The organism is Acidovorax sp. (assembly GCF_046291265.1).
Classification (GTDB): domain Bacteria; phylum Pseudomonadota; class Gammaproteobacteria; order Burkholderiales; family Burkholderiaceae_C; genus Acidovorax.
Genome location: NZ_JBKBTV010000007.1, coordinates 90,177 through 116,121 on the forward strand (window position 1 = coordinate 90,177; position 25,945 = coordinate 116,121).

Genomic DNA, 25,945 nt, shown 5'->3' on the forward strand with positions numbered 1-25,945 from the left:
CGATCATTTGATCGTAGGTTCGGCTGCCTGGGGGCTGGGAGTCGGGGTCAGAGCGGCCATATCTGAAGCGGGTGCGCGCCGCTCGGTCAGCTTGGCAAGCAGCGCCTGAACCCGAGCAGGAGGAAGGTTCTTTTGCATCAGCTGCAGCAGACCGTCGCCTTGGATCAGCGGGCGGAGAACTTCTTCTTCCGCGTCATAAAACGTGACTTCCCATTCCTGCAGCAGCTCGTCAAATTCGGCATCATCCAGCGTCTTGCCCTTGGCCACCAGGGTGACCAGCGGCATCGCCTTGTTGTCGATGAAGGCTTTTTTGTAGGGCTTTTGCTGCCAACGCTCGGCAAACCATTCCCGATGGGGCGATGGCAAGGTCAGAACTCGCTTGAAGATCGCTTTTTCCAGCGATGCGGCGGGGAAGCTGAACAGTTTCATGGCACGGCTCCTGCGGGGGCTTAACGGGCTTTGGCGGCGCGCATGGCGTCGGTGAAGCGCTCGAAAAGATAGCCAATGTCATGCGGCCCGGGCGATGCCTCGGGGTGACCCTGGAAGCAGAACGCTGGCTTGTCGATGTGCACAAGGCCTTGCAGGGTTCCGTCGAAAAGGCTCACATGGGTGGCACGCAGATTGGCGGGCAACGAATCCATGTCCACGGCAAACCCGTGGTTCTGGCTGGTGATGCTGACGCGGCCCGTGTCCAGATCCTTCACGGGGTGGTTGGCACCGTGGTGGCTATGGGTCATCTTGAACGTCTTGGCACCAGCAGCCAAAGCCATGATCTGGTGGCCCAGGCAGATACCAAACGTCGGCATGCCGCTGTCCACGATGGTGCGCGTGGCGTCGATGGCGTAGTCACAGGGCTCTGGGTCGCCAGGGCCGTTGGACAGAAACACCCCATCGGGCTTGAGCGCCAACACATCAGCAGCGGGCGTTTTCGCAGGCACTACGGTGACCTTGCAGCCACGCTCTGCCAGCATGCGCAGGATGTTCTTCTTCACCCCAAAGTCGTAGGCCACTACATGGAATTGCGGTTCGGCCAGTTCGCCGTACCCAGCACCCAGCTTCCACTCAGTCTGGGTCCAGTCATAGCGCTCAGCCGTGCTCACCACCTTGGCAAGATCCAAACCAGCCATGTTGGGAGCTGCTTTGGCTTTGGCGATGGCCTCATCAACCAGCGCCTGCGTCACTGCCTGCCCTGCTGCCAAGCCCACGATGGCACCATTTTGCGCGCCTTTGCTGCGCAACAGGCGGGTCAACTTGCGGGTGTCAATGTTGGCGATAGCAACCGTTTTTTCGCGCACAAGATATTGCGAGAGCGTTTCGGTTGAGCGGAAATTGCTGGCGATCAAAGGCAGATCTTTGATGATCAGGCCAGCGGCGTGGATCTTGTCGGCTTCGACATCCTCAGCATTGACACCGTAGTTGCCGATGTGCGGATACGTGAGCGTCACGATCTGCTGGCAATAGCTCGGGTCGGTGAGGATTTCCTGGTAGCCGGTGATGGAGGTGTTGAACACCACTTCGCCGACGGTGGTGCCGGTGGCACCAATCGAATTGCCGATAAAGACCGTGCCGTCTGCGAGCGCCAGGATGGCGGGCGGGAAGGTTCCCTGTAGAGACAAAAGCACTGGGTTCTCCGGATGGTTACGGTCGCCCGGCGCCTGCAGGCCGCTTGCAAATGATGTTTGCAATCGAGTGCCAGCGGCTGCTCTCAGATGGATTATTGCTTTGGGTGCGGTCGGGCGACGCTGTTGCGAGAAAAGCCCCCGATTATACCCCTCGGCCATTTAGCCCCATCAAACCGGACGACAAGTTGCCGAAGCCTGAGGCGTGCCGTCCAAAACCACCGTCGACAGGGCAGCTATTGAGGATAAAAGTCTCGGAGCCTGAGCCCGGCGTCTTCCATAGCGGTTGGAGCGCATTCAGGGCTTGGGACGTTGACTCGGCTTTCTACCGCCCTGCCCCACTCTGGTGCAGGCAAATCGCCGCTGCTGCGGCCACATTCAACGACTCCTCACCGCCAGGTTGGGCGATCCGAATCCGCATTGCAGCCCGGTCTTCCAAGGTGGCGGAAACGCCCTGCCCCTCGTGCCCCATGACCCAGGCGCAGGGCCAGGGCAATGCGGCACGGTGCAAAAACTCACCGGCATGCGAGCTGGTCACCAGCATGGGCAGCTGCAATGCCTGCAAATCATCTTCAGCAACGCCTTCTATCAAATCCAGTGCGAAATGCGCTCCCATGCCCGCGCGCAGGACTTTGGGCGACCAGAGCGCCGCACTGCCTTTGATGGCGACCACCTGACGAAACCCAAAGGCAGACGCGCTGCGCAGGATGGAGCCCACATTGCCTGCATCCTGCACCCGATCCAGCACCACGGTGCCCACATCGGATTGCAACAGGACGGGTTCTGGCATGTCGAGAACAAATCCCATGCGGGCGGGGGATTCCAGGCCGCTGATGTCCCCAAACAGTGCATCCGCCAGCACTATTACTTTAGTAGCTGCTCGCGCATATTCCACCTGCGCTAGAGGCCAAAAAGACTCTGAAAAAACTGAAATGGCAGGACGCAGCCCGCGGGCCATTGCTGCGCGGCACAGATGATCACCCTCCAGCCAGACACGCCCTTGTTTTCGGTAGGCCGTCGTGTCTTGCGCCAAGCGGCGCAAGTCTTTCACGAAAGGGTTCTCCCGCGAATGAATGGCGGTGACAAGCGAAGAAGTCATCGGAGGTACTGCTAGGAAAGGCTCAAGATGCGCTGGGCAACGGGGGCAAAGGAGCGGCGGTGGTGGATGCAGGCGCCATGCTCGCGCAGCGCCTCCATGTGCATCGCCGTGCCATAGCCCTTGTGCCCGGCAAATCCATACTCAGGAAACTCTGCGTCCACCTGCGCGCACCACCGGTCGCGATGCACCTTGGCCAGAATGGAGGCTGCAGAAATGGCGGGGATCAGCGCATCGCCCTTGATGATGGCTTCTGCGGGGATATCCAGCATGGGCAAGCGGTTGCCATCGACGAGCACCATCGCTGGCTTGAGCCGCAGGCCCAGCACCGCACGGCGCATCGCCAGGAGGGTGGCCTGCAGGATGTTGAGTTGATCAATCTCCTCCACACTGGCCTGCGCGATGCTGCAGCACAGCGCCTTGGCACGGATCTCGTCGTAAAGCTTGTCACGGCGCGCTGGGGTGAGCTTCTTGGAATCGGCCAGCCCTGCGATGGGCTTCAGGTCATCCAGAATCACGGCAGCAGCCACTACAGGCCCCGCCAATGGCCCCCGCCCAGCCTCGTCCACACCGGCGATCAGGCCCGGCGGATGCCATGGCAGGCACACCTGCTCAGGCAGCGGGGGAGAGGATTTTCTGGATCGCATCGGCGGCCAATTGAGGAGTGTTGCGTCGCAGGCTTTCGTGCAGTGCGGCAAAGCGCTGCTCCAGGGCTGCAATTTTCTGGGGATTATTGTGCCGCGCGTCCAACCATGCGAGGGCTGCGTCGCACAGGGCCTGCGGCGTGGCGGCGTCCTGAATCAGTTCTGGCACCACAAAATCGCGGCAGAGAATATTGGGCAAGCCCACCCAGGGCTGCAACTGCTTACGGCGCATGAGCCACCAGCTCAGGGGGTGCATGTGGTAGCCGATGACCATGGGGCGCTTGAAAAGTGCTGCTTCCAGCGTGGCAGTGCCGCTGGCAATCAACGTGGCGTCGCACGCAGCAAGCACGGCGTGGGACTGCCCCTCCACGATCTGTACAGCCTCCCCCAAGCCACACGCATTGGCTATCTGCGCGATTCGGTCGCGCAACGCGGGAACGGCGGGCACTACCAATTTAATAGCTGGTCGCGCTTGTCGAATAAGCGCTGCAGCCCTAAAGAAGGGTTGCGCTATGTATTCGACCTCTGAAGAACGGCTGCCCGGCAGAATGGCAAGCACCTCGTCCGACTCCTGAAGCCCAAGCTGCGCCCGGGCCGCCGCGCGGTCTGGCACCATCGGAATCACACCAGCCAGGGGGTGGCCCACATAGGTCGCGGCGATGCCATGCTGCGCCAAAAGGTCTGGTTCAAACGGGAAGATGCACAGAACGTGGTCCACACTGCGCCGGATCTTTTCAATTCTGTCCGCCCGCCAGGCCCAGATGGATGGACACACGAAATGCACCGTCTTGATGCCAGCGGCACGCAGATCTGCTTCAAGGCCCAGATTGAAATCTGGTGCATCCACCCCGATGAAAACATCCGGGCGATCCTTGAGCAGGCGCTCTCGCAGTTGCTTGCGGATGCCGAGCAACTCGCGCAGCCGGCGCAGCACTTCCATGCTGTAGCCGTGCACAGCGAGTTTTTCACTGGGCCACCAGGCGTCAAAACCCCGGCGTGCCATCTGGGGGCCACCAATACCGCAGGGCGTCAACCCCGGCCAATGGGCCTGCATCCCGTCGATCAGTAAGCCAGCCAACAAATCACCCGAAGTCTCGCCCGCCACCATGGCGACGCGGGGGGAAACAGTCATGAACCGCCCTCTCAGCGCGCAATGCCGCGCGTGGAGCCATCAAGAAAGGCCAGCACCAAGGCAATGTCGGTGGCCGCTTCGGGATGGGAGGATGGCAGCTCGCCCATGGCGGTGCGCGCAGCGTCCAGAGTCAACCCCTGGCGGTACAACACCCGGTGCATCTGCTTGATGCCCGCCACGCGCGCGGGCGAAAAGCCCCGGCGTCGCAGCCCCTCCAAATTGAGCCCCCGCACAGCCAGCGGGTTGCCGTCCACCATCATGAACGGGGGCACGTCCTGCGAAATGTGGCTCGCAAACCCCGCCATCACATGGGCACCCACTTTGACAAACTGGTGAATGCCTGTCAGCCCACCGATGATGGCCTGGTCTGCCACATGAACGTGGCCTGCCAGAGTGGCGTTGTTGGCCAGAATGGTCTGGTTGCCCACCAGACAATCGTGCGCTATGTGCACGTAGGCCATGATCCAGTTGTCGTCCCCGATGGTGGTCACGCCTTTGTCCTGCGTGGTCCCCAGGTTGAAGGTGCAGAACTCGCGGATGGTGTTGCGATTGCCGATGAGCAGTCGCGTGGGCTCGCCTGCGTATTTCTTGTCTTGAGGTGCCGCACCCAGCGAAGCGAACTGAAAAATGCGGTTGTCTTCACCAATGGTGGTGCGCCCATCAATCACGCAATGCGCTCCCACCGTGGTGCCGGGGCCAATCACGACATGGGGGCCGATCACGGTGTAAGGCCCTACGGTGACGGTGGGGTCCAGGCTGGCGCCAGCCGCAACCAGGGCAGTGGGATGAATATTGCTCACGATCCAACCGACCTAGGTCTTGTCAGCACCGCCCACATTGCGCATGGTGCACATGAGTTCAGCTTCGCAAGCCACTTCATCGCCCACACTGGCAACGCCCTTGAACTTCCAGATGCCACCCCGCACGCGGTCGATGGTGATCGCAAGGATCAGCTGATCGCCCGGCTCCACAGGGCGCTTGAAACGTGCGCCGTCGATCCCGACAAAGTAGTAGATATTGTTTTCGTCGGGCACCTTGCCCATGGCGTCAAATGCCAGCAGGCCTGCCGCCTGAGCCAGCGCTTCCAGGATGAGCACGCCCGGCATGACTGGGCGGCCCGGAAAGTGGCCCATGAAATAGGGCTCGTTGAACGTGACGTTCTTGATGGCCTTGATACGGGTGTTGCTCTCAAGCTCAATCACCTTGTCCACCAGCAGAAACGGGTAGCGGTGGGGCAGTTGCTTGAGAATTGCGTGAATATCCATCATCGAGTTGTTCTTCCGTTCATGCTGCTTTGAGAGCCTGCTCCAGCGCTTTGATGCGCTCGCGCAAGCTGTGCAGTTGTTTGAGTGTCGCAGCGTTTTTTTCCCAGCGCGCATTGTCGTCGATGGGGAACATGCCGGTGTATTGCCCAGGCTTGGTCAGCGAGCGGGTGACTACCGTTGCCGCCGATATGTGCACGTGATCGGCCATTTCGAGATGCCCCAGCACAATGGCGCCACCGCCTACTGTGCAGTGTGCGCCAATCGTTGCACTGCCTGCCACGCCCACACATCCGGCCATGGCCGAGTGTTTGCCAATGCGCACGTTGTGACCAATCTGGATGAGGTTGTCGAGCTTGACACCGTCTTCGATCACGGTGTCCTGCAGGGCCCCGCGGTCGATGCAGGTATTGGCGCCGATCTCGACGTCATCACCAATGCGCACGGCGCCCAGCTGTTCGATCTTGACCCACTGCCCGTTCTCCGGTGCAAAACCAAAGCCATCCGCCCCGATCACCACACCAGAATGGACAATGCAGCGCGCGCCGACATGGCAATCTTCGCCCACCGTGATGCGAGATTTGAGCACCGTCCCCGCCCCAATGTGTGCGCCACGCTCCACCACACAAAGGGGGCCAATGGTCGCGGAGGGGTGCACCTGGGCCGTCGCATCCACCACTGCGCTGGCATGAACGCCAACCGACACTGCGGGCGCATTGCGCTCGCGCCACAACTGGGTGGCGCGCGCAAAATAAACGTAGGGGTTGTCCGCCACGATGCACGCGCCGCGTGCCAACGCCACGTCGCGCATCGCGGGCGCCACAATGACACAGGCCGCCCGGGAGGCGGCCAGTTGCTGCTGGTAGCGGGGGTTGCTCAGAAAACTAAGGTCTCCTGGGCCAGCAACCTCCAGTGGCGCGATGCGGGAGATGGGAGTGTCATACCCCCCTCCTTCGAGCGAGCCACCGAGCGCATCCACGATGTGCCCGAGTAACAAGCTCACGCGCTACCCTCTTTATGCTGCGAATTACTTGACACCGGCGGCGGCATTCAGCGCCTTGATCACCTTGTCGGTGATGTCGTGCTTGGGGTTGATGTAAACGGCCTCTTGCAAGATGACGTCGTACTTCTCTGCCTCGGCCACTTGCTTCACCACCTTGTTGGCCCGCTCCAGAACCTGGGAGAGTTCCTCGTTCTTGCGTGCGGTCAGGTCTTCTTGAAACTCACGGCGCTTGCGCTGGAATTCACGGTCTTGGTCCACCAACTGGCGCTGCCGCGTCGTGCGCTGACTTTCGGCCATGGTGGGCGCCTCGCGCTCAAATTTTTCAGACGCCGTCTTCAGCGTGTTGCCCATGTCGAGCAACTCTTTTTCGCGGCGGGAAAACTCCTGCTCCAACTTGGCTTGCGCGGCCTTGGCCGTGTTGGCCTCGCGGAAGATGCGGTCGGTGTTGACAAAACCGGCTCTGAACTCTTGCGCTTGAGCGGGCGCTGCGATGGCAAGGGTGCCAAGCAACAGGGCCAAAGAAATATGGCGAGAAAAGGATTTCATTAGAAAGACGTTCCAATCTGGAATTGCAATTTTTGGATTTTATCGCCAGCGAACTTGCGCACTGGCTGCGCAAACGCTAAACGCAGTGGGCCCAGCGGGGAAATCCAGCTCAAACCCAGCCCGACAGAAGAACGCATGTCACTGAGAGTAACTTTGTCGTTCTCGCCGTACACATTACCCACATCAAAGAAGGTAAAGACCCGCAGAGTGCGGTCGTTCCCAGCACCCGGGAACGGAGCAATCAGCTCTGCATTGAGGGTGACTTTCTTGGGACCGCCCAGTGAGGCGCCCGTCACATCGCGCGGACCCAACGTGCCTTGGTCGAAACCACGCACCGACCCCAGACCACCCGAATAGAAGTTCTTGAACACCGGGAAGGGGCGGCCATTCATCCCCTTGCCAATGCCAAACTCCCCATTGAAGGCCACGGTAAAGCGCTTGTTCAGCGGAATGTACTGCTGGTACTGGTAGTTGGCACGCACATAACGCGCATCGCCTGCTACCGACCACTCTGAATTAAGGCGCTGGTAACGCCCCGAATTGGGCGCCAGGGCACTGTCACGGTCATCGCGGGACCAACCAATGGTCAGAGGGATTGACGTGCTGCTGTAGCCAAACTGGTCGGCATAAGCGAGGTAGGTCGCTGGAATATTGGTACCCGGCTTGATCTTGGTCTGCTCCAGCCCGCCCCCAAAAAACACGGTATCGGTTTCGCTGAAAGGCACACCAAACCGCACCGATGTGCCGGTGGTTATCAGTTCGTAGTTGCCGCCCTGGTCTTCATACGGCTTGTCTGTGCGGTAGTAAACGTCCAGCGTGCGCGAAATACCTTCAGGCGTGAAGTACGGGTTGGTGGTGCTGAAAACCAGCGTACGACGGTACTTGCTGGTGTTGACATCAATCCCGAGGTAATTGCCTGAGCCAAAAATATTTTCCTGCTTGATACCGAACGAAAGCGCTACCTTTTCCGCGCTGGAAAAGCCCACACCCAGTTGCAAAGAACCCGTTGGCTTCTCTGCCACGTTGATCACCAGATCCACCTGATCGGGCGAGCCGGGCACCTCCTGGGTCTCCACATTGACTTCGGTGAAGAAACCCAGCCGATCCACCCGGTCACGAGAAATGCGAATTTTCTCGCCGTCGTACCAAGAGGCTTCGTACTGGCGGAACTCCCGGCGAATCACCTCGTCGCGCGAGCGGTTGTTGCCACTGACGTTGATGCGGCGCACGTAGGCGCGGCGTGCGGGCTCAGCCTGCACCACAAACGTGACGCGGTTGTTTTCGCGGTCAATCTCAGGCACCGCTTCCACACGCGCAAAAGCAAATCCGAACCGCGCAAAATACTCCGAGAACGCCTTGGTGGTCTCGGTCACCTGGTCGGCGTTGTAGGGCTCGCCTGGGCGAATCGTGACCAGTGACTTGAACTCGTCTTCGCGGTCCAGGTAGTTGCCTTCCAGCTTCACGCCAGACACCACAAAACGTTCGCCTTCGGTCACATTGACGGTGATGGAGATATCTTGCTTGTCAGGCGAGATAGCGACCTGTGTGGAGTCCACACGAAACTCCAGGTAGCCGCGCTGCAGGTAGTAAGAGCGCAGGGTTTCCAGATCGGCATTGAGCTTGGCGCGCGAGTAGCGGTCTGATTTGGTGTACCAGCTGAGCCAGCCACCCGTGTCCTGGTCAAACAGCCCTCTCAGTGTGGATTCGCTGAAAGCCTTGTTGCCCACCAGGCGCACTTCCTTGATGCGGGCCGGGTCGCCTTCCACCACGGTAAAGGTCAGATTGACACGGTTGCGCTCAATGGGCGTTACCGTTGTGACGACTTCTGCACCATAGAGGCTCTTGTTGATGTACTGGCGCTTGAGTTCTTGTTCAGCGCGATCCGCCAGCGCTTTGTCGTAGGGGCGACCTTCGGTCAGCCCAACGTCCCGCATGGCTTTCTTGAGCGCGTCCTTGTCAAACTCGCGCGCGCCCGAAAAATCTACATCAGCGATGGTCGGGCGTTCTTCGACGACGACCACCAGCACATTGCCGCTCGCCTCCAAACGCACGTCTTTGAAAAGACCCAGGCCGAAAAGCGCTCGAATGGCTGCAGCGCCTTTTTCGTCGTTGTAGTCGTCGCCCACACGCAAGGGCATAGAGGCAAACACCGTGCCGGGCTCCACGCGTTGCAGGCCCTCGACGCGGATATCCTGCACCTTGAAAGGCTCCAGAGCCCATGCCGCATTGGCGGCAAAAATCATGGCTGCAATGGCCGATGCGGTACGCACGCCCAGGCGATTGATGTGTTTTTTCATGAGTGAAGCTGAAGCCGCAGTTGCAGGGCAAGCGCGGCAAAAGTGTTAGCCAAAGAGCCGGGTGACATCGTTGAACAGGGCTATGGACATCATGAGAAGCAGCACTGCAACGCCTGCGCGCTGCAGACGCTCCATCCATGCATCCGACACCCCCCTGCCCGTCACTCCCTCCCAAAGATAATACATCAGGTGCCCGCCGTCCAAGACAGGCAGCGGGAGCAGGTTGAGCACGCCCAGACTCACGCTGATCAACGCAAGGAAAACAAGGTACTGCGTCAGTCCGAGGCTTGCTGAACGCCCTGCATAGTCGGCAATCGTCAGGGGGCCGCTCAGGTTCTTGAGCGATGCCTCACCAATGACCATGCGCCCCATCATGCGCAGCGTCAGAATCGATACATCCCAGGTTTTGACGACGCCCGCCCACGCGCCCTCAAACACACCGTATTCCACCGTGACAAATTCAGGCGCTGCGCCCACATAAGCACCGATGCGCCCCACCGTAGCACCCAACTCGGCCTTGGCCTCGGGCAAGACGTCCAGCGTCACCACCTGCCCTGCACGCTCGATGCGCCAGGGTTGGACCAATGGCTCGGTCCCACGGACGGACTGGCGGATCAGCTCTCGCAGTTGCTGTCCATCCACTACATCGGTATTGCCCAGTTTGAGAACCACGTCTCCCTGGCGCAATCCCGCGCGCTCCGCCGCGCTGCCAGACATCACTTCACCCAGAACAGGGCGTGTCCATGGACCCAAGATGCCGATCTTGCGGAACAACTGGGCATCGGCCTCCCGGGTGTCGATCCGCGACATATCCAGAAGAATTTCACGGTGAGATGCGCCCGGTTGCGGCTGCACGTCCAGCCGCACCGTCACGCCTTCGAGCGCGCCCCGCGTCAGCAGCCAGCGAAGGTCTTCAAAGGACCGGACTGTCTCCATGTCGTCCGAGCCGAGTGCAGCGCGCTCCACCAGCTCTCCACCCCGCAAGCCTGCGCTTTGCGCAATAGAGCCCGCTACGGGGCTGGCCAGCAAGGCCTTGGGCTCTTCCACCCCATTCCAGTTGACCAGCGAATACAACAATACGGCGAGTAAAAGGTTGGCGATAGGCCCCGCCGCCACAATGGCAGCCCGAGAACGCAAGGGCTGGATATTGAAAGCCAGGTGGCGCTCTGCATCGGATACAGGCGCTTCGCGCTCGTCCAACATCCGTACATAGCCGCCCAGCGGAAATGCGCCCAGCACAAACTCTGTGGGCGAACCCTTGGGTCGCCAAGTGAGCAAAGGCTTGCCAAAACCCACAGAGAACCGCAGCACCTTGACACCACAGGCTACGGCCACCCGATAGTGCCCGTACTCATGCACGGCAATCAGAAGGCCAAGGGCCACGATGAAGGCAACAAGGGTCAACAGCATGGGTGAAGTGTTCCGTAGATCAACAAGGGCATTCAGCGATGCTCAGGCAGCCAGAAGGCCTGCCGCGTGCTCTGCAGCGCTTCGTGCCTGGGCGTCCAGGTCCAGCAAGGCTTCGAGCGAATCTGGCTTAGAGGGCGACACGGCGTCCAAAGTTGCAAGGTTGACCGCATGAATATGGTCAAAACGCAGTTTCCCCAGCAAAAAGGCCCCCACCGCCACCTCGTTGGCTGCGTTCAGAACCGCCGTGGTCCCCTCAGCAGCCTTCAGCGCTTGCCACGACAAGTGCAGACCAGGAAAGCGTACCGCATCAGCATCTTCAAAGGCCAGCGCGGTCAAGGTTGAAAAATCCAGCGTGCTGGCGCCGCTGGCTATGCGCTCAGGCCATGCCAGGCCACAGGCAATGGGCACGCGCATGTCGGGCGTACCGAGCTGCGCCAGGATCGAGGCATCCTTGAACTGCACCATCGAATGGATGATTTGCTGCGGATGGATGACCACCTTGATCTGATCGGGGTGCAGGTCAAACAACCAGCGCGCCTCGATCACTTCAAGCGCCTTGTTCATCATGGTGGCGGAATCGACGGATATCTTGCGCCCCATCGAAAAGTTGGGGTGCGCGCAGGCTTGCGCTGGAGTGATGTCGGCCAGTGTGGCGGGGTCGCGCTGGCGAAACGGGCCACCAGACGCCGTCAACAAGATGCTATCCACCCGCTCGGGCCAGGTGGCGGGGTCTTCGGGCAGGCATTGAAAGATGGCGGAGTGTTCACTGTCGATGGGCAAAAGCGTCGCCCCGCCGTCGCGCACTGTTTGCATGAACAACCAGCCCCCCACGACCAACGCCTCTTTGTTCGCCAGCAAAAGCCGCTTGCCCGCGCGCGCCGCTGCCAGACAGGGCGACAGGCCCGCAGCGCCCACAATGGCCGCCATCACCGCATCCACATCCGCGTGGGACGCTATTATTTCAAGAGCATCTTGCGCTTGCAGGACAAGCGTTGGAAGGCTATTTGACTCTAATTTTTCAGCCAGAAGCCGTGCGTGGGGTGCACTGGCCATCACCGCATACCGAGGGCGAAACTGAGCGCACTGCGCCAGCATCAGGTCCACCTGGGTGGCAGCGCTGAGCGCAAACACCTCAAAGCGCTCAGGATGGCGGGCCACCACATCCAGCGTGCTGGTACCAATGGAGCCCGTAGACCCCAGAACCGTAATTCGTTGTTTCATCATTGCGCCGTCAGACTCGTCAGCATCATCGCCAAGGGCAGCGTCGGCAACAGCGCGTCCACCCGATCCAGCACACCGCCATGGCCTGGCAACAGCCCACTGCTGTCCTTGACCCCCGCGCTGCGCTTGATCAGCGACTCCACCAGGTCGCCCGACACGCTCATGGCAACCATGAACAGCGCGGCGATCACCAGCAACCACCAACCCGGTTGCGCCATGCGGGTATAGAAGCTTGGCACCGTCGCCTGCCAGTGCGCATCGGCAGCCACCCACACAGATGCCATCACCACCACACCTGCGAGCCCGCCCCACACGCCTTCCCAACTCTTGCCGGGACTGATGGAAGGGGCCAGCTTGCCCTTGGTGAAGCGCAGACCCAAAGCGCGGCCTGCAAAATAGGCAAAGATGTCCGCCACCCACACCAGCAGCAGCACAGACAAGAGAAAATTGATTCCGATACTGCGGGCTTGCACCACCGCCAGCCAAGCCAGCCACAGCGCCAGCACTCCGGCGACCAGGCGCACGCCAGCAGGGATACGCGCCCAGCCAGGCACTCCGGCGCGCAGCAACCAGGCGGTGGACAACACCCAGAGTCCGCCACCCAACACCCAGAGCGCTGTCAATGGACGGTCCACCCATCCGAGCGCCCATGACCCGGCACACAAAGCCACACACGCGACCCCGACCGCCACAGAGCCAGCCTGACCAAAACCGCTCAAACGACCCCATTCCCACGCCCCGGCGGCCATCAGCACCAAAACCACCAGCATGAAAGGTTCGGTCGACGGGTAAAAAAGCGCGGGCAGCAAGATGGCCAGCAGGACAAGGGCGGTAATGACGCGCTGTTTAAGCATGAGGCCTTTCAGAACCTGTTCAGGTTCTCAACCCGGCATCGGATGGGGATGCGCGGACAGGATTTGTTCGGAGGTTTTGCCAAAACGGCGCTCGCGACGGCTGAAGGCGGCAATCGCCTCGTCCAGCGCCGACTCGTCGAAATCCGGCCACAACCGGTCGCTGAAAAAGAACTCGGAGTATGCGGCCTGCCACAGCAGAAAGTTGCTGATGCGCATTTCGCCCCCGGTGCGAACCACCAGGTCGGGGTCAGGCACATGGGCCATGCCCATTGCGCCGTGCAGACTGGCCTCGGTAATTGGCTCGCCACGTGCCGCCAGTGAAGCCGCCGCCTGAGCGATGTCCCAACGACCACCGTAGTTGAAGCACACATTGAGCACCAGGCGCGTGTTGTCTGCCGTGGCAGCTTCGGCCTGCGCCAGACCGTCACGCACCTTGGGCGACAGGCCTGTGCGTTCGCCCACAAAATAAAGACGAACACCGTCCTTTTTGAGTTGTGGCACTTCGCGCGCCAACGCCATGGCGAGCAACTCCATGAGGCCGGACACCTCATCGGCAGGACGGTTCCAGTTTTCGGAGGAAAACGCAAAGACGGTCAACACGGCAACGCCGCGCTGCACGCAGGCGCGTGCGCAGCGGCGCAGTGAATCAACCCCTTGCTTGTGGCCCGCCAGACGCGGCAAAAAACGGCGCGTGGCCCAGCGGCCGTTGCCATCCATGACGATGGCAATGTGGTGTGGCACCACCGGAGAGTCAGACATGTGAACGTTCAAGCCCGTGGGGCTTAAACCGCCATGATTTCCTGCTCTTTGGCCGCCACGAGCGCATCGATCTCGCCGATGTGTTTGTCGGTGGCCTTCTGCACTTCGGTTTCGGCGCGTTTCTGGTCATCCTCGGACGCCAGCTTGTCCTTGACGAGCTTCTTGACGGACTCGTTGGCATCGCGGCGCAGGTTGCGCACGGCGATCTTGGCGCTCTCGCCTTCGTTGCGGGCCAGCTTGGTCATTTCCTTGCGGCGCTCTTCGCTCATGGGCGGCATAGGCACGCGGATCAGGTCGCCCATGGAAGCCGGGTTCAGGCCCAGGTCGCTTTCGCGGATGGCCTTTTCAATCTTGGCGCCCATGCCCTTTTCCCAAGGCTGCACGCTGATGGTGCGCGAATCGATCAGTGCAACGTTGGCCACCTGGCTCAGCGGAACCATCGAGCCGTAGTAGTCCACCTGCACCGTATCGAGCAAGGCGGGATTGGCGCGGCCCGTGCGAATCTTCTGGAGGTTGCTCTTGAACGCAGAGATGGACTGGTCCATCTTGGTTTCGATGTTTTTCTTGATGTCGGCAATCGTCATGTTTTCTCCTCAGGGCTGGCCCGCATCGGTGCAGGCCTCAACCATCGTCGTCAAGCGTAAACCAGCGTACCTTCGTCTTCACCCATCACCACGCGCTTGAGAGCACCGTGTTTGATGATGGAGAACACCCGCACCGGCAGCTTCTGGTCACGGCACAGGGCGAAGGCAGTCGCATCCATGATGCCCAGATTGCGGGACATGGCCTCATCGAAGCTGAGCTTCGTGTAGCGCGTCGCCGTGGGATCCTTCTGGGGGTCGGCAGTATAAACGCCGTCTACTTTGGTGGCCTTGAGCACCAGTTCAGCGCCGATCTCGGCACCGCGCAGGGCCGCAGCCGTGTCGGTCGTGAAGAAAGGGTTGCCCGTACCGGCCGCAAACACCACCACCTTGCCTTCTTCGAGATACTGCAGCGCCTTGGGGCGCACATAGGGCTCGACCACCTGCTCGATGGCAATGGCGGACATCACGCGGGCGATCAGGCCCTGCTTGTCCATGGCATCGGCCAGGGCCAGTGCATTCATCACGGTGGCCAGCATGCCCATGTAGTCGGCAGTGGCCCGGTCCATACCGACCGAGCCGCCCGCCACACCACGGAAAATATTGCCACCACCAATCACCACCGCCACCTGGACACCCAGGCGGGTGACCTCGGCGATCTCCTCCACCATGCGAACGATGGTGGCGCGGTTGATACCGAAGGCGTCATCCCCCATCAGCGCCTCACCAGACAGCTTGAGCAAGATGCGCTTGTGGGCTGGTGCAGCGTTGGACATGGGAAATTTCTCCGGTGGTGGATGGGGGACTTGGGGGGGGGTTGTTACCTGAAAGATCAGGCAGCAGCCTTGGCAGCAGCCACTTGGGCAGCCACTTCGGCAGCGAAGTCGTCAACCTTCTTCTCGATGCCTTCACCGACCACGTACAGGGTGAAGCCCTTGACGGTGGTGTTGGTGGCCTTGAGCATTTGCTCAACGGTCTGCTTGCCGTCCGCAGCCTTCACGAAGACCTGGTTGAACAGCGAAACTTCCTTGAGGTACTTCTGCACGCCGCCTTCGATGCGCTTGGCAACGATTTCGTCGGACTGCACGGGCTTGCCTGCGGCCACGGCCACGGCAGCATCTTCGGCGGCCTTGGCTGCGGCTACCGAGCGCTCTTTTTCGATCAGGTCGGCAGGCACGTCAGCGCTGGTCAGGGCCACGGGCTTCATGGCAGCGATGTGCATGGCCACGTCCTTGGCAGCCACTTCGTCGCCTTCAAACTCAACGACCACGCCGATGCGTGTGCCGTGCAGGTAAGAAGCCAGCTTGGTAGCGCCCGCAAAGTGCTTGAAGCGGCGGAACGACATGTTCTCGCCGATCTTGCCGATCAGGCCCTTGCGCACATCTTCCAGCGTGGGGCCGAAGCTGTCTTGGCTATAGGCCAGCGCGCCCAGGGCAGCCACGTCAGCAGGGTTGTGCTTGGCCACCAGTTCGGCAGCGGCCTTGGCCAGGGCCAGGAAGCTGTCGTTCTTGCTCACGAAGTCGGTTTCGCTGTTCACTTCGATCAGGCCACCGGTGGTGCCGTCGATGAAGCTGGCGACCACGCCTTCGGCGGTGATGCGCGAAGCGGCCTTGCCAGCCTTGGTGCCCAGCTTGACGCGCAGCAGCTCTTCGGCTTTGGCCATGTCGCCATCGGCTTCGGTCAGGGCCTTCTTGCATTCCATCATGGGAGCGTCGGTCTTGCCACGCAGTTCGGCAACCATGCTTGCGGTAATTGCAGCCATCTTTATTCCTTCAGTGTTCAGTTCGGTCAATTCAGATTCGGGCTAAAAAAAAGGGGGCTCACCAGGGGCCCCGCTTTTGTTCGCGACGGATCGCGCAGCCGGGTGATCAGGCGGCGGCTTCTTGCACTTCTACGAATTCGTCGGTGCTTTCAGCAGTGGCTGCCTTCACGACTTCGTTCACAGCGTTGGCACGGCCTTCGATGATCGCGTCAGCAATACCGCGGGCGTACAGCGTCACGGCCTTGGCGGAGTCGTCGTTACCGGGGATCACGTAGTCGATGCCTTCAGGCGAGTGGTTGGTGTCAACCACGCCGATCAGCGGAATGCCCAGCTTCTTGGCTTCGGCCACGGCAATCTTGTGGAAACCCACGTCGATGATGAAGATGGCGTCAGGCAGAGCAGCCATGTCCTGGATGCCACCGATGTCTTTTTCCAGCTTTGCGATTTCGCGGGAGAAGGTCAGTTGCTCCTTCTTGCTCAGGCTTTCAAGACCAGCTTCTTGCTGGGCCTTCATTTCCTTCAGACGCTTGATCGAAGTCTTGACCGTCTTGAAGTTGGTCAGCATGCCGCCCAACCAACGCTGGTCCACAAAAGGCACGCCAGCGCGCAGGGCTTCGGTGGACAGGATTTCGCGGGCTTGGCGCTTTGTGCCGACCATCAGGATCGTGCCGCGGTTGGCAGCCAGTTGCTTGGCGAACTTTTGGGCTTCCTGGAACAGTGGCAGCGACTTTTCCAGGTTGATGATGTGAATCTTGTTGCGATGGCCGAAGATGTAGGGGGCCATCTTGGGGTTCCAGAAGCGGGTTTGGTGACCAAAGTGGACACCGGCTTCCAGCATTTCGCGCATGGTAACGGACATAAAAATACTCCAAAGGTTGGGTCTAAAATCCAGCCCCAATATTTGCGCCCCGTGTTTGACACGAGAGACGCAACACCTTGACAGGGCTGGTTTGCGATTTGTTTTGCTTTGCGGCAATGCACCGATAACATCGGGCAACACCGGTTGGCTGCTTGCATGTGATACATGCGCCACAGCACCCAGCAAAACCCAAAGATTCTAGCACAGCCCATGCTCCCAGACCTCTTAGCCACCCGCGACCGCCTGCGCCATGGCGCCACCACCGTGCCCGCCGAGCTGGGGCGCTGCATTGAAGCCGCCCAGGCACCCGCCAACGCCCACAGCTTTGTCCGCGCGATGTTTGACTCGGCACGCACCACGGCGGTGCAGCCTGGCTTGGTCGACCTGCCGCTCGGCGGGTTGGCGGTGTCCGTCAAGGATTTGTTCAATATCGCCGGGCAAGCCACTCCGGCCGGATCCACCGCGCTGGCTGACGCGCCCCCTGCCGCCGAAGACTGCCCTGCCGTCGCCCGGCTGCGCGCAGCAGGCGCCATCCTCATTGGCCGGACCAACATGGTGGAGTTCGCGTTCTCGGGCGTGGGCGTGAACCCGCACTTTGGGACACCCGCGGCATGGGACGCGCGTTTTGGTGCCCTGCCCGGCGCCCCACATTCGCCCCGCGTGCCAGGCGGCTCCTCATCCGGCGCCGGGGTGTCTGTCGCCACAGGGGCGGCATTCATCGGACTCGGGTCGGACACCGGCGGGTCCATCCGCATCCCGGCGGCGCTCAACGGCATTGTGGGTTTCAAAAACACGGCCCGGCTCGTGCCCACGACGGGCGCCATTCCGCTGTCGACCACCCTCGACACCGCCTGCGCCATGACCCGCAGCGTGCGCGATGCCATCGTGGTGCACGAGGTGCTGGCAGCACGGCGTGTGACACGCAGCCCCGCACCCCTGTCGCAATACCGGCTGGCCGTGCCTTCGGCGGTCTTCCTGGACGGAATGGATGCCACCGTGGCCCGTGCGTTCGAGCGCACCCTGGCCACCCTGCGCCAGGCAGGCGCCGCCATCGACACCATCGACCTGCCCGCCGTGCGTGAACAACCCGCTTACGGGTTTGCCGCCCCCGAAAGCTACGCGTGGCACCGCGACCTGCTGCAGCGCGCGGGCGACCGCTACGACCCGCGGGTGCGCACCCGCATTGAAAAAGGCGCCACCCTGATGGCCTGGGAATACATCGACCTGCTGCAGGCGCGCCAAAACTGGATCGCCCGCATGCTCGACCAAATGTCAGGCTATGACGCGCTGCTGTCGCCCACCGTACCCATCGTGTCGCCCCCCATTGCAGACGTGGCGCCCGGTGCGGAGCGTGATGCCGAGTTCTTTCGCGTCAACAACCTGCTGCTGCGCAACACCAGCGTGGTCAACCTGCTGGACGGTTGCGCGCTGTCGCTGCCGTGCCACGTCCAAGGGGAACTCCCGGTCGGGCTGATGGTCTGGCACGGGGCCCTCCGGGATGACACCGTGCTCAATGTCAGCCTGCAGATCGAACAAATACTACAAAAACAATAGCTACTAGCGCTTATTGGATAAGCGCTAGAGGCCAAAAACACTCCAATTCATGAAGATTGCCATCGTGGGCGCCGGTATCGTCGGCGTCACCACTGCGTATGAGCTGGCCAGCGACGGCCACGAGGTCACCGTCTTTGACCAGCGCAGCGCCGCAGCCGAGGAGGCCAGCTTTGCCACGGCAGGTTTGCTGGCACCGTTGCTGCTCAGCCCCTGGGCTGTGCCCGGATTCGGCCACGCGCTGCGGCTGCTGGGGCCACACGCCACCTTGCGACTGGCAGGCGGTTTGAGCAAAGCGCATCTGGCCTGGGTGTGGCGCTGGCGTGCGGCGTCCGCCGCCAACAGTGCGCCCGCCGCCGCGCTGGAGCGCCTGGCGCAATATAGCCAGGCCCGCGCCCAAACCATTGCCAGCCAGCACGAGTTGGACTTTGAAACCAGCGAAGGCCGACTGGTGCTTTTGCGCACCGAGCAAGAACGTGCGGCGCTGCAACCCGCCCTGCAGGTGCTGCGCGACTGCGGCGTGGCCGTGAGCGAGATCGACGCGGCCGCTGCGCACAAAATTGAACCCGGCCTGTCGCCCGAAGCCCCGTTGGCAGGCGCCATCCACCTGCCCAATGCCAGCGCGGGCAACTGCCGCCTGTTTGCGCAGTTGCTGCGCCAAGGCACGCAGGGCTCGGGGGTGCATTTTGTTTTCAACACCCGCGTGGACCGCATCAGCAGCAACCCCACCGGCTTGGCCGTGCAAGGCGAGCCGGACCTGCGCCGCTTTGATGCCGTGGTGCTGTGCGCGGGCATGGCCTCGGCCGCGCTGATGCCCGCGATGGGCGTGCACCTGTCGATGACGGCGGTTTATGGGTATTCGGTCAGCGCCCCGCTGCGTGAATCCACCCACGCACCGCGCGCCAGCGTGGTGGACATGGCCCAGCAAATCAGCATCACTCGCCTCGGTCAGCGCGTGCGCATTGCAGGCGGCGCAGAACTGGCGGGTGCCGATGCAGAACACCACACCCCCACCCTGCAACGCCTGTACCGCACGCTGAACGACTGGTTCCCGGGCGGCGCGCAGCTGTCGTCCAACCTGCAGATCTGGCGCGGCGCCCGCACCATGCTGCCCGACGGGGCCCCCGTCATCGGCGCCAGCGGCGTGCCCGGCGTGTGGCTCAACACCGGCCACGGCGCGGGCGGCTGGGCGCTGGCCTGCGGCAGCGCGCGGGTCGTGGCAGACCTGATGGCCCAACGCGAGCCCGCGGTGTCGCTGGACGGGCTGGGCATGCGGCGGTTCTGACCGCCCATCCCCCGATTTGGCAGCCTTCACCGCCGGGTGCGGCGCACAATGGCAAGAGTCCTGCGCTTTGCCGCACCCACGCCGCCATGCACCGCATTACCCCCCACCAGCCCCACGCCCTGTTCAACACCGCGGCCACGCGCCGCATGGAGCATGCGGCAGCAGCCGCCCTGCCCCCGCACACGCTGATGCAGCGCGCAGGTCTGGCCGTAGCGCAACTGGCCCAGGCGCTTGCGCCGCATGCGCGCACTGTGTGGATTGCCTGTGGCCCAGGCAACAACGGTGGTGACGGCCTGGAAGCGGCCATGCACCTGCAGCGCACCGGCCGCCAGGTGGTGGTGACCTGGCTGGGCCACCCCGACGGAACACCCCCTGACGCAAAAGCATCCTGGCAACGCGCGCAGGCTGCGGGCGTGCAATGGGCCGATGCCGCCCCTGACGACATGACGCCCGCAGACTTGTGCATTGACGCGCTGCTGGGCATCGGCCTCTCATCGGCCAACCCCTTGGCGACCCCAATCTCCCGCCCGTCCGACGATCGGCTGCGTGTATGCCTGGATGCCCTGCAGCACAGCCCCGCCACCGTCTTGGCCATCGACCTGCCCAGTGGGCTGGACGCCGACACCGGTCAATTTGCTGCGGGCCTGGCACCCGACACGCCACGCGCCCACCACCACGGTTCAGCACCGGTACGGCACACGCTCAGCCTGCTCAGCCTCAAATCCGGGCTCTTCACCGCCGCGGGCCGCGACGCTGCGGGCCAGGTGTGGTTTGACGACCTGGGAGTGGCGCCCGGGCACGAACCGCCCAACGCCTGGTTGACGGGCGCCGCACTACCCTCCACCCGCGCCCACGCCAGCCACAAAGGCAGCTATGGGGATGTGGCCGTGGTGGGTGGCGAAGGCCTGGCAGACCGCGGCATGGGCATGGGCGGTGCGGCGTTGCTGGCCGCATCTGCCGCCTTGCACAGCGGCGCAGGCCGGGTGCTGGTCGCCCTGCTGGACCACGGGCATCTGCAAGTCGACCTCCAGCAGCCTGAACTGATGCTGCGCCGATTCGACGCCTTGGCGCTGGAGGACCTCACCGTAGTCTGCGGCTGCGGCGGTGGCCAGGCGGTTGGCCGCGTGCTGGCCGATGTGATCACCAGGTCCGCCCAACTGGTGCTGGACGCCGACGCCCTCAACGCCATCGCACCCAATGCCGCCATGCACGCGCTGGTGGTGGCGCGCGGACAGCACGGGCTACCCACCGTGCTGACCCCCCACCCCCTGGAAGCCGCGCGCTTGCTGGGCCTGACGACCGCCGAGGTACAAGCCGACCGGCTGGGCGCTGCCCAGCAGCTCGCCGCGCAGTTCAACTGTGTGGCAGTGCTCAAAGGGTCTGGCACGGTCATCGCCGCGCCCGACCGTGTCCCCGCCATCAATCCCACGGGCAACGCGCGGCTGGCCACCGCAGGCACGGGCGATGTCTTGGCAGGCATGGTGGGCGCGCACATGGCCGCGGGGGCGGGCGCCTTTCGCGCGGCCAGTGAAGCGGTGTATGCCCATGGTTTGGCGGCCGATGGCTGGCCAGCCGACAAGGCCCTCACCGCCAGCGAGCTGGCGCGGTGGGTGCATCGCTGAAGGCCGTCGCCGCAAACCTCCCATGGTCTGCCGCGCACAGCCCCTCCCACCTCAGTCGATCACCACAACCTCTTTCAAGGGCTTGAGCACACTCGAGGGTGTCATCCCAAACGTCTGGCGGAACATGCGGCTGAAATGCGCCGAGTCAGAAAAATCGCCATGCAGTGCGGCGTCGGTCAAGCGTGGGCTCACTGCCAACCCCGCCAGGGCCAGGCGCACCTGAGACCACACGCGGTAGCTGCGCAAGCTCACCCCCATCTCCGCGCGAAACAGGTGGTTAAAACGCGACGGCGACAACTGAACCCCCGACGCCAACCCACCGCGCGCCAGCCTCGCGTCCTGCGGGCTGCGCAGGGCCCGCAGGCTGTGCGCCACGCGCGGGTCGAGCGGGCTCCCATCGCTGCAAGGGAGATGCAGAAGTGCCTGCAAATCAAAGCTGCGCAAACGGGCATCCATGGCGCTGCGCGCCCGCACGGGAACGGCCACATCCAGCACGACGCCCCCTTGCTGCACCAACAAGCCTCGCAGACTGCGGGCCTCGCGGGAATCAGGCTCCAGGTACATCAAGGCCACTTGCTCCCCGCACGGGTCCAGAAGGTGGTGGACCCCTGCGTCCACCAGCGCACTGTGGCAGGTATCCACTCGCCCCGATCCCCAATGCAATGCGAACCGGCCCGACAAGCCCATCAGCAACACCGGAGCCGCGTGGCAGTGCCAGCCCGTGGTGGGCAAGTCGCCCACATACAGCGCGCGGTCAGCGCCCAGGGTCAAGGTGTTGCGTGATGGCATAGCCCAAACATACAAGTTTTTTTCAACCGTTTTCGATAGCCTTGGTCGGCCCCTGCATCGCAACCCACCGCATCCGGAGGCGCTCATCCAATCCCCCCAAAAACACGGAGACCCGTTCTTGAAACGCATCGTCCTTGCCACTGCCGCAGTCCTCGCAATCGCCACCGCCGTGCTTTACTACGGCGCACCGTCGCTCTTCAAAGAACCTCTGCTGGCGCTCAATCGCAGCCTCTCGGGCCTCGAAGAAAAGACCATAGACGCCGCCCTGCACCAGATCCACTATCTGGACAGCGGCCCCCCCGAGTCACCGGCGGACCCTGGCGGCGACGGCACACCGGTGGTTCTGCTGCACGGCATTTTTGCGGAGAAGGACCACTGGGTCGATTTTGCGCGCCCGCTGACTGACACCTACCGGGTAATTGCCCCAGACCTGCCCGGTTTTGGCGAGAGCGCGCGGCACGAAAACCTGCCGTATGACTATGCAGCGCACGTCACTCGCCTGGGCGCGTTTTTAGACACGATGGGCATTCAACGCGCGCACCTGGCGGGCAACTCAATGGGCGGCACCATCGCCGCGCTGTACGCCGCAGAGCACCCCGAGCGCGTGGCCAGCGTGGCTTTCATCGGCGCCCCCCACGGTATCCGGTCACCACAGCACAGCACCATGGACCGGCTCATCGACGCCGGCCAGCGCCCGCTGGTGGCACACGACGCCACTGCTTTTGACGCCATGATGACCTTGGTCTTTGAAAAGCGCCCCTTCCTGCCCTACCCCATCCTGTTTGCGACCGAGCAGGAGGCGCTGCGCAATGCGGCCTCCAACACCCGGCTATGGGATGCGCAGCTCAAGGATCGCTACCTGCTGGATGAACACCTATCAAACCTGCAGCAACACTCAACGCTGGCGCTGTGGGGCACGGGCGACCGGGTTTTTGACTTGTCGGGCACGCAGAGGTTGCAGCGGGTGCTGCCTCAAGCCCATGTCGAAATGCTGCCCGGCATCGGGCACCTGCCGATGATGGAGGCGCCCGGCGATACCGCAGACCGGTATGCGAAGTTTCTGGGCGCGCTCAAACCGGGTACGGGCATCCCGACACAAAAATAACAATGAAAATAGCCTCTAGCGCTTATCCCATAATCGCTAGATGCTATCAATTAATGAGCGACCCACAAAAAGGGGCTGCACAGAAAATCAACTGCGCCGTGGCTTGCGCGCCTTGCCTTTGCTGGACTTGCCTGCCACCGCCTTCTTGACGGAGGCTTTGAGCGACTGGATCGGTGAGCGGGCTGCGCGCTCTCGCGAGAGGCCCGCTTGCTCGGTCGCAGACGGGACCGCGCCCTTGTCTGACTTGCGGCTTGCAGAGCGGCCTCCCGACTTGCGGGCACCACCGCCAGCGCCTTCTGCCCCCAGGCCTTTGTCCTTGAGCGCACGACCCAACAGCTCTTCCCCCTCCCGCACCAGACGGAAGTCGATCTTGCGGCCGTCCAGGTCCACGCGGCTGACCTGCACACGCACCCGCGCACCGATGGCGTAGCGAATGCCCGTGCGCTCGCCGCGAAGCTCCTGGCGCGCCTCGTCGAACTTGAAGTATTCACCCCCCAGTTCGGTGATGTGCACCAGCCCTTCAACGTACATCGCGTCGAGCGTCACGAATATGCCAAAGCTCGTCGCTGCACTGACCACACCGCTGTACTCCTCGCCCAGGTGCTCTCGCATGTACTTGCACTTGAGCCAGGCTTCCACGTCACGGCTGGCCTCGTCGGCGCGGCGCTCGTTGGCGCTGCAATGCAGGCCAGCAGCCTCCCAGGCCTGCGTGTCGCGGCTGGGTGGCGCCACATCCTTGCGCGGCTTGGTGCCAGGCGCTGCCACACGGGCCGCCAGCCGCTTGGCCAGCTTGGCGTGGGCTTCACCGGGTGTGGGCAAGGACGGCAGCGCGTACTTCGTCTTGCTCAGAATGGCCTTGATGACCCGGTGCACCAGCAAGTCGGGGTAGCGCCGGATCGGGCTGGTGAAGTGCGTGTACGCGTCAAACGCCAGCCCGAAATGGCCGCTGTTCACAGGCGTGTAGATGGCCTGCTGCATGGAGCGCAGCAGCATGGTGTGGATCTGCTGGGCGTCCGGCCGGTCCTTGGTCGCTTCGGCAATCGCCTGGAAGTCCCCGGGCTTCGGATCGTCGCCAATCGTCATGCCCACGGCCATGGCCTTGAGGTAGTTGCGCAGAATTTCCTGCTTTTCCGGCGTCGGGCCTTCGTGCACACGGAACAGGCCGGGTTGGCCGCCCTGGGCAATGAAGTCGGCGCTGCACACGTTGGCGGCCAGCATGGCTTCTTCGATGAGCTTGTGCGCATCGTTGCGGGTGCGCGGCACGATTTTCTCGATGCGGCCGTTTTCGTCGCAGACGATTTGCGTCTCGGTGGTTTCGAAGTCGACGGCACCGCGTTCACGGCGCGACAGCAGCAAGGCGCGGTACACGTCGTGTAGATTGAGCAGGTCACCCACCCGGTCCTTGCGCTTGCTGGCTTCGGGGCCGCGCGTGTTGGCCAGGATGGCCGCCACTTCGGTGTACGTAAAACGCGCGTGGCTGAACATCACCGCCGGGTAGAACTGGTACGCGTGTACCTCGCCCTTGGCCGTCACAAGCATGTCGCAGACCATGCACAGGCGCTCCACCTCGGGGTTGAGCGAGCACAGGCCGTTGCTGAGCTTCTCGGGCAGCATGGGAATCACGCGGCGCGGAAAGTACACGCTGGTCGCACGGTCGTAGGCATCAATGTCGATGGCGCTGCCAGTCTCTACGTAGTGACTTACGTCGGCAATGGCTACCAACAGGCGCCATCCCTTGCCGCGGCCGACCTTGGCAGGCTCGCAATACACCGCATCGTCAAAATCGCGTGCGTCTTCGCCATCGATGGTGACCAGCGGCACGTCCGTCAGGTCCACGCGGCGCTTCTTGTCTTGCGCACGCACCTTGTCGGGTAGTTCTTTGGCCTGGGCCAAACACTCGGCAGAGAATTCGTGCGGCACGCCATATTTGCGCACGGCAATTTCGATCTCCATGCCCGGGTCGTCCACCTCGCCGAGCACTTCGGTGATGCGGCCCACAGGCTGGCCAAACAGCGCGGGCGGCTCGGTCAATTCGACCACCACCACCTGACCTGGCTTGGCGGCGCCCGTGGCGCCTTTGGGGATCAGTACATCCTGTCCATAGCGCTTGTCTTCAGGCGCCACCAGCCACACACCGCTTTCCTGCAGCAGTCGGCCAATGATGGGCTGGGGGGGGCGCTCAATGATCTCGACCACACGGCCTTCAGGACGGCCGCGGCGGTCCTGGCGCACGATGCGGGTGCGCACACGGTCCTTGTGCAGCACCGCTCGCATTTCATTGGGGGGAATATAAATATCGCCTTCGCCATCATCGCGAATGACAAAACCGTGTCCATCACGGTGACCCTGCACGCTGCCTTCAATTTCGTCCGACAGATGCGCGGACTGCGCGCCGGGGGTAGATTTTTTGATATACAATCTTAGACTTTCCTGAAATGCCCAGGTGGCGGAATTGGTAGACGCACTAGTTTCAGGTACTAGCGAGTAACATCGTGGAGGTTCGAGTCCTCTCCTGGGCACCAAACACATAAAAAGCCGTTGCATCTGC

At 62.4% G+C, this 25,945-nt stretch carries 24 protein-coding genes and 1 tRNA gene; 5 read left to right on the forward strand and 20 right to left on the reverse strand.

Going from position 1 to position 25,945, the window contains the following annotated elements:
* Positions 1-3: 3 nt before the first annotated feature.
* The 18 genes from ACK41V_RS04715 to rpsB form a co-directional block, all read right to left on the reverse strand.
* A complete protein-coding gene (locus ACK41V_RS04715) occupies positions 4-429 on the reverse strand; it encodes a hypothetical protein (protein ID WP_409778530.1) in 426 nt (141 codons plus the stop codon).
* Positions 430-449: 20 nt separating this feature from the next.
* Positions 450-1,622: a glutamine-hydrolyzing carbamoyl-phosphate synthase small subunit gene (gene carA, locus ACK41V_RS04720; RefSeq protein WP_409778533.1), complete on the reverse strand. Its 1,173-nt coding sequence runs from the start codon at positions 1,620-1,622 to the stop codon at positions 450-452.
* Between the two features lie 322 nt (positions 1,623-1,944).
* Complete coding sequence (locus ACK41V_RS04725) at positions 1,945-2,718, reverse strand: TrmH family RNA methyltransferase (RefSeq protein ID WP_409778536.1); 774 nt, start codon at positions 2,716-2,718, stop codon at positions 1,945-1,947.
* Positions 2,719-2,729: 11 nt separating this feature from the next.
* Positions 2,730-3,362, reverse strand: coding sequence for a ribonuclease HII (gene rnhB, locus ACK41V_RS04730; RefSeq protein ID WP_409778539.1), 633 nt, complete (start codon positions 3,360-3,362; stop codon positions 2,730-2,732).
* Complete coding sequence (gene lpxB, locus ACK41V_RS04735) at positions 3,328-4,491, reverse strand: lipid-A-disaccharide synthase (protein ID WP_409778542.1); 1,164 nt, start codon at positions 4,489-4,491, stop codon at positions 3,328-3,330. The genes rnhB and lpxB overlap by 35 nt, the downstream gene beginning before the upstream one ends.
* Positions 4,492-4,502: 11 nt before the next feature.
* Complete coding sequence (gene lpxA, locus ACK41V_RS04740) at positions 4,503-5,291, reverse strand: acyl-ACP--UDP-N-acetylglucosamine O-acyltransferase (protein WP_409778544.1); 789 nt, start codon at positions 5,289-5,291, stop codon at positions 4,503-4,505.
* Positions 5,292-5,303: 12 nt separating this feature from the next.
* Positions 5,304-5,759 carry a 3-hydroxyacyl-ACP dehydratase FabZ gene (fabZ, locus tag ACK41V_RS04745; protein ID WP_409778547.1) on the reverse strand — a complete coding sequence of 152 codons (456 nt, stop codon included), beginning with the start codon at positions 5,757-5,759 and terminating at the stop codon, positions 5,304-5,306.
* 16 nt (positions 5,760-5,775) lie between these two features.
* Positions 5,776-6,756, reverse strand: a complete 981-nt coding sequence (gene lpxD / locus ACK41V_RS04750) for a UDP-3-O-(3-hydroxymyristoyl)glucosamine N-acyltransferase (RefSeq protein WP_409778550.1) — start codon at positions 6,754-6,756, stop codon at positions 5,776-5,778.
* A gap of 24 nt (positions 6,757-6,780) precedes the next feature.
* Positions 6,781-7,302, reverse strand: coding sequence for an OmpH family outer membrane protein (locus tag ACK41V_RS04755; protein WP_409778553.1), 522 nt, complete (start codon positions 7,300-7,302; stop codon positions 6,781-6,783).
* Positions 7,302-9,599 carry an outer membrane protein assembly factor BamA gene (gene bamA / locus ACK41V_RS04760; RefSeq protein ID WP_409778556.1) on the reverse strand — a complete coding sequence of 766 codons (2,298 nt, stop codon included), beginning with the start codon at positions 9,597-9,599 and terminating at the stop codon, positions 7,302-7,304. Before bamA ends, ACK41V_RS04755 begins: the two co-directional genes overlap by 1 nt.
* 45 nt (positions 9,600-9,644) lie before the next feature.
* Positions 9,645-11,009: an RIP metalloprotease RseP gene (gene rseP, locus ACK41V_RS04765; RefSeq protein WP_409778559.1), complete on the reverse strand. Its 1,365-nt coding sequence runs from the start codon at positions 11,007-11,009 to the stop codon at positions 9,645-9,647.
* A gap of 42 nt (positions 11,010-11,051) precedes the next feature.
* On the reverse strand, positions 11,052-12,230 hold the full coding sequence (gene ispC / locus ACK41V_RS04770) for a 1-deoxy-D-xylulose-5-phosphate reductoisomerase (protein WP_409778561.1): 1,179 nt from the start codon (positions 12,228-12,230) through the stop codon (positions 11,052-11,054).
* Positions 12,230-13,084, reverse strand: a complete 855-nt coding sequence (locus ACK41V_RS04775; protein ID WP_409778563.1) for a phosphatidate cytidylyltransferase — start codon at positions 13,082-13,084, stop codon at positions 12,230-12,232. Before ACK41V_RS04775 ends, ispC begins: the two co-directional genes overlap by 1 nt.
* 27 nt (positions 13,085-13,111) lie before the next feature.
* Positions 13,112-13,843: a polyprenyl diphosphate synthase gene (gene uppS / locus ACK41V_RS04780; protein WP_409778565.1), complete on the reverse strand. Its 732-nt coding sequence runs from the start codon at positions 13,841-13,843 to the stop codon at positions 13,112-13,114.
* Between the two features lie 23 nt (positions 13,844-13,866).
* Positions 13,867-14,427: a ribosome recycling factor gene (frr, locus tag ACK41V_RS04785; protein ID WP_409778568.1), complete on the reverse strand. Its 561-nt coding sequence runs from the start codon at positions 14,425-14,427 to the stop codon at positions 13,867-13,869.
* A gap of 50 nt (positions 14,428-14,477) precedes the next feature.
* A complete protein-coding gene (pyrH, locus tag ACK41V_RS04790) occupies positions 14,478-15,200 on the reverse strand; it encodes a UMP kinase (RefSeq protein ID WP_007852283.1) in 723 nt (240 codons plus the stop codon).
* 56 nt (positions 15,201-15,256) lie between these two features.
* Complete coding sequence (gene tsf, locus ACK41V_RS04795) at positions 15,257-16,186, reverse strand: translation elongation factor Ts (RefSeq protein ID WP_409778571.1); 930 nt, start codon at positions 16,184-16,186, stop codon at positions 15,257-15,259.
* A gap of 106 nt (positions 16,187-16,292) precedes the next feature.
* Positions 16,293-17,045 (reverse strand): 30S ribosomal protein S2, encoded by a 753-nt coding sequence (rpsB, locus tag ACK41V_RS04800; protein ID WP_409778574.1) that lies wholly within the window; start codon positions 17,043-17,045, stop codon positions 16,293-16,295.
* A gap of 210 nt (positions 17,046-17,255) precedes the next feature.
* On the opposite strand from rpsB, the gene ACK41V_RS04805 reads away from it, so the two are divergent.
* The 3 genes from ACK41V_RS04805 to ACK41V_RS04815 all read left to right on the forward strand — a co-directional run bounded on the left by ACK41V_RS04805 (position 17,256) and on the right by ACK41V_RS04815 (position 21,503).
* Positions 17,256-18,599, forward strand: a complete 1,344-nt coding sequence (locus ACK41V_RS04805) for an amidase (RefSeq protein ID WP_409778577.1) — start codon at positions 17,256-17,258, stop codon at positions 18,597-18,599.
* A 49-nt stretch (positions 18,600-18,648) separates the two neighbouring features.
* A complete protein-coding gene (locus ACK41V_RS04810) occupies positions 18,649-19,881 on the forward strand; it encodes an FAD-dependent oxidoreductase (protein ID WP_409778580.1) in 1,233 nt (410 codons plus the stop codon).
* A gap of 86 nt (positions 19,882-19,967) precedes the next feature.
* On the forward strand, positions 19,968-21,503 hold the full coding sequence (locus tag ACK41V_RS04815; RefSeq protein WP_409778582.1) for an NAD(P)H-hydrate dehydratase: 1,536 nt from the start codon (positions 19,968-19,970) through the stop codon (positions 21,501-21,503).
* Between the two features lie 51 nt (positions 21,504-21,554).
* Here the strand turns inward: ACK41V_RS04815 and ACK41V_RS04820 are convergent, their stop codons facing one another.
* Positions 21,555-22,292 carry a helix-turn-helix domain-containing protein gene (locus ACK41V_RS04820; protein WP_409778585.1) on the reverse strand — a complete coding sequence of 246 codons (738 nt, stop codon included), beginning with the start codon at positions 22,290-22,292 and terminating at the stop codon, positions 21,555-21,557.
* Positions 22,293-22,410: 118 nt separating this feature from the next.
* On the opposite strand from ACK41V_RS04820, the gene ACK41V_RS04825 reads away from it, so the two are divergent.
* Positions 22,411-23,397, forward strand: coding sequence for an alpha/beta fold hydrolase (locus tag ACK41V_RS04825; protein WP_409778588.1), 987 nt, complete (start codon positions 22,411-22,413; stop codon positions 23,395-23,397).
* Positions 23,398-23,484: 87 nt separating this feature from the next.
* Here ACK41V_RS04825 and rnr read toward each other — a convergent pair whose 3' ends face one another.
* Positions 23,485-25,815: a ribonuclease R gene (gene rnr, locus ACK41V_RS04830; protein WP_409778591.1), complete on the reverse strand. Its 2,331-nt coding sequence runs from the start codon at positions 25,813-25,815 to the stop codon at positions 23,485-23,487.
* A gap of 19 nt (positions 25,816-25,834) precedes the next feature.
* Between rnr and ACK41V_RS04835 the strand changes: the two genes are divergently transcribed.
* Positions 25,835-25,919, forward strand: a tRNA-Leu gene (locus ACK41V_RS04835).
* Positions 25,920-25,945 lie beyond the last annotated feature (26 nt).

Coding starts and splice junctions, on each gene's coding strand:
- ACK41V_RS04715 (WP_409778530.1), bottom strand. CDS start 429: ATGAAACTGTTCAGCTTCCCCGCCGCATCGCTGGAAAAAGCGATCTTC.
- ACK41V_RS04725 (WP_409778536.1), bottom strand. CDS start 2,718: ATGACTTCTTCGCTTGTCACCGCCATTCATTCGCGGGAGAACCCTTTC.
- rnhB (WP_409778539.1), bottom strand. CDS start 3,362: ATGCGATCCAGAAAATCCTCTCCCCCGCTGCCTGAGCAGGTGTGCCTG.
- lpxB (WP_409778542.1), bottom strand. CDS start 4,491: ATGACTGTTTCCCCCCGCGTCGCCATGGTGGCGGGCGAGACTTCGGGT.
- fabZ (WP_409778547.1), bottom strand. CDS start 5,759: ATGATGGATATTCACGCAATTCTCAAGCAACTGCCCCACCGCTACCCG.
- ACK41V_RS04755 (WP_409778553.1), bottom strand. CDS start 7,302: ATGAAATCCTTTTCTCGCCATATTTCTTTGGCCCTGTTGCTTGGCACC.
- bamA (WP_409778556.1), bottom strand. CDS start 9,599: ATGAAAAAACACATCAATCGCCTGGGCGTGCGTACCGCATCGGCCATT.
- rseP (WP_409778559.1), bottom strand. CDS start 11,009: ATGCTGTTGACCCTTGTTGCCTTCATCGTGGCCCTTGGCCTTCTGATT.
- ispC (WP_409778561.1), bottom strand. CDS start 12,230: ATGAAACAACGAATTACGGTTCTGGGGTCTACGGGCTCCATTGGTACC.
- ACK41V_RS04775 (WP_409778563.1), bottom strand. CDS start 13,084: ATGCTTAAACAGCGCGTCATTACCGCCCTTGTCCTGCTGGCCATCTTG.
- uppS (WP_409778565.1), bottom strand. CDS start 13,843: ATGTCTGACTCTCCGGTGGTGCCACACCACATTGCCATCGTCATGGAT.
- frr (WP_409778568.1), bottom strand. CDS start 14,427: ATGACGATTGCCGACATCAAGAAAAACATCGAAACCAAGATGGACCAG.
- pyrH (WP_007852283.1), bottom strand. CDS start 15,200: ATGTCCAACGCTGCACCAGCCCACAAGCGCATCTTGCTCAAGCTGTCT.
- tsf (WP_409778571.1), bottom strand. CDS start 16,186: ATGGCTGCAATTACCGCAAGCATGGTTGCCGAACTGCGTGGCAAGACC.
- rpsB (WP_409778574.1), bottom strand. CDS start 17,045: ATGTCCGTTACCATGCGCGAAATGCTGGAAGCCGGTGTCCACTTTGGT.
- ACK41V_RS04805 (WP_409778577.1), top strand. CDS start 17,256: ATGCTCCCAGACCTCTTAGCCACCCGCGACCGCCTGCGCCATGGCGCC.
- ACK41V_RS04810 (WP_409778580.1), top strand. CDS start 18,649: ATGAAGATTGCCATCGTGGGCGCCGGTATCGTCGGCGTCACCACTGCG.
- ACK41V_RS04815 (WP_409778582.1), top strand. CDS start 19,968: ATGCACCGCATTACCCCCCACCAGCCCCACGCCCTGTTCAACACCGCG.
- ACK41V_RS04820 (WP_409778585.1), bottom strand. CDS start 22,292: ATGCCATCACGCAACACCTTGACCCTGGGCGCTGACCGCGCGCTGTAT.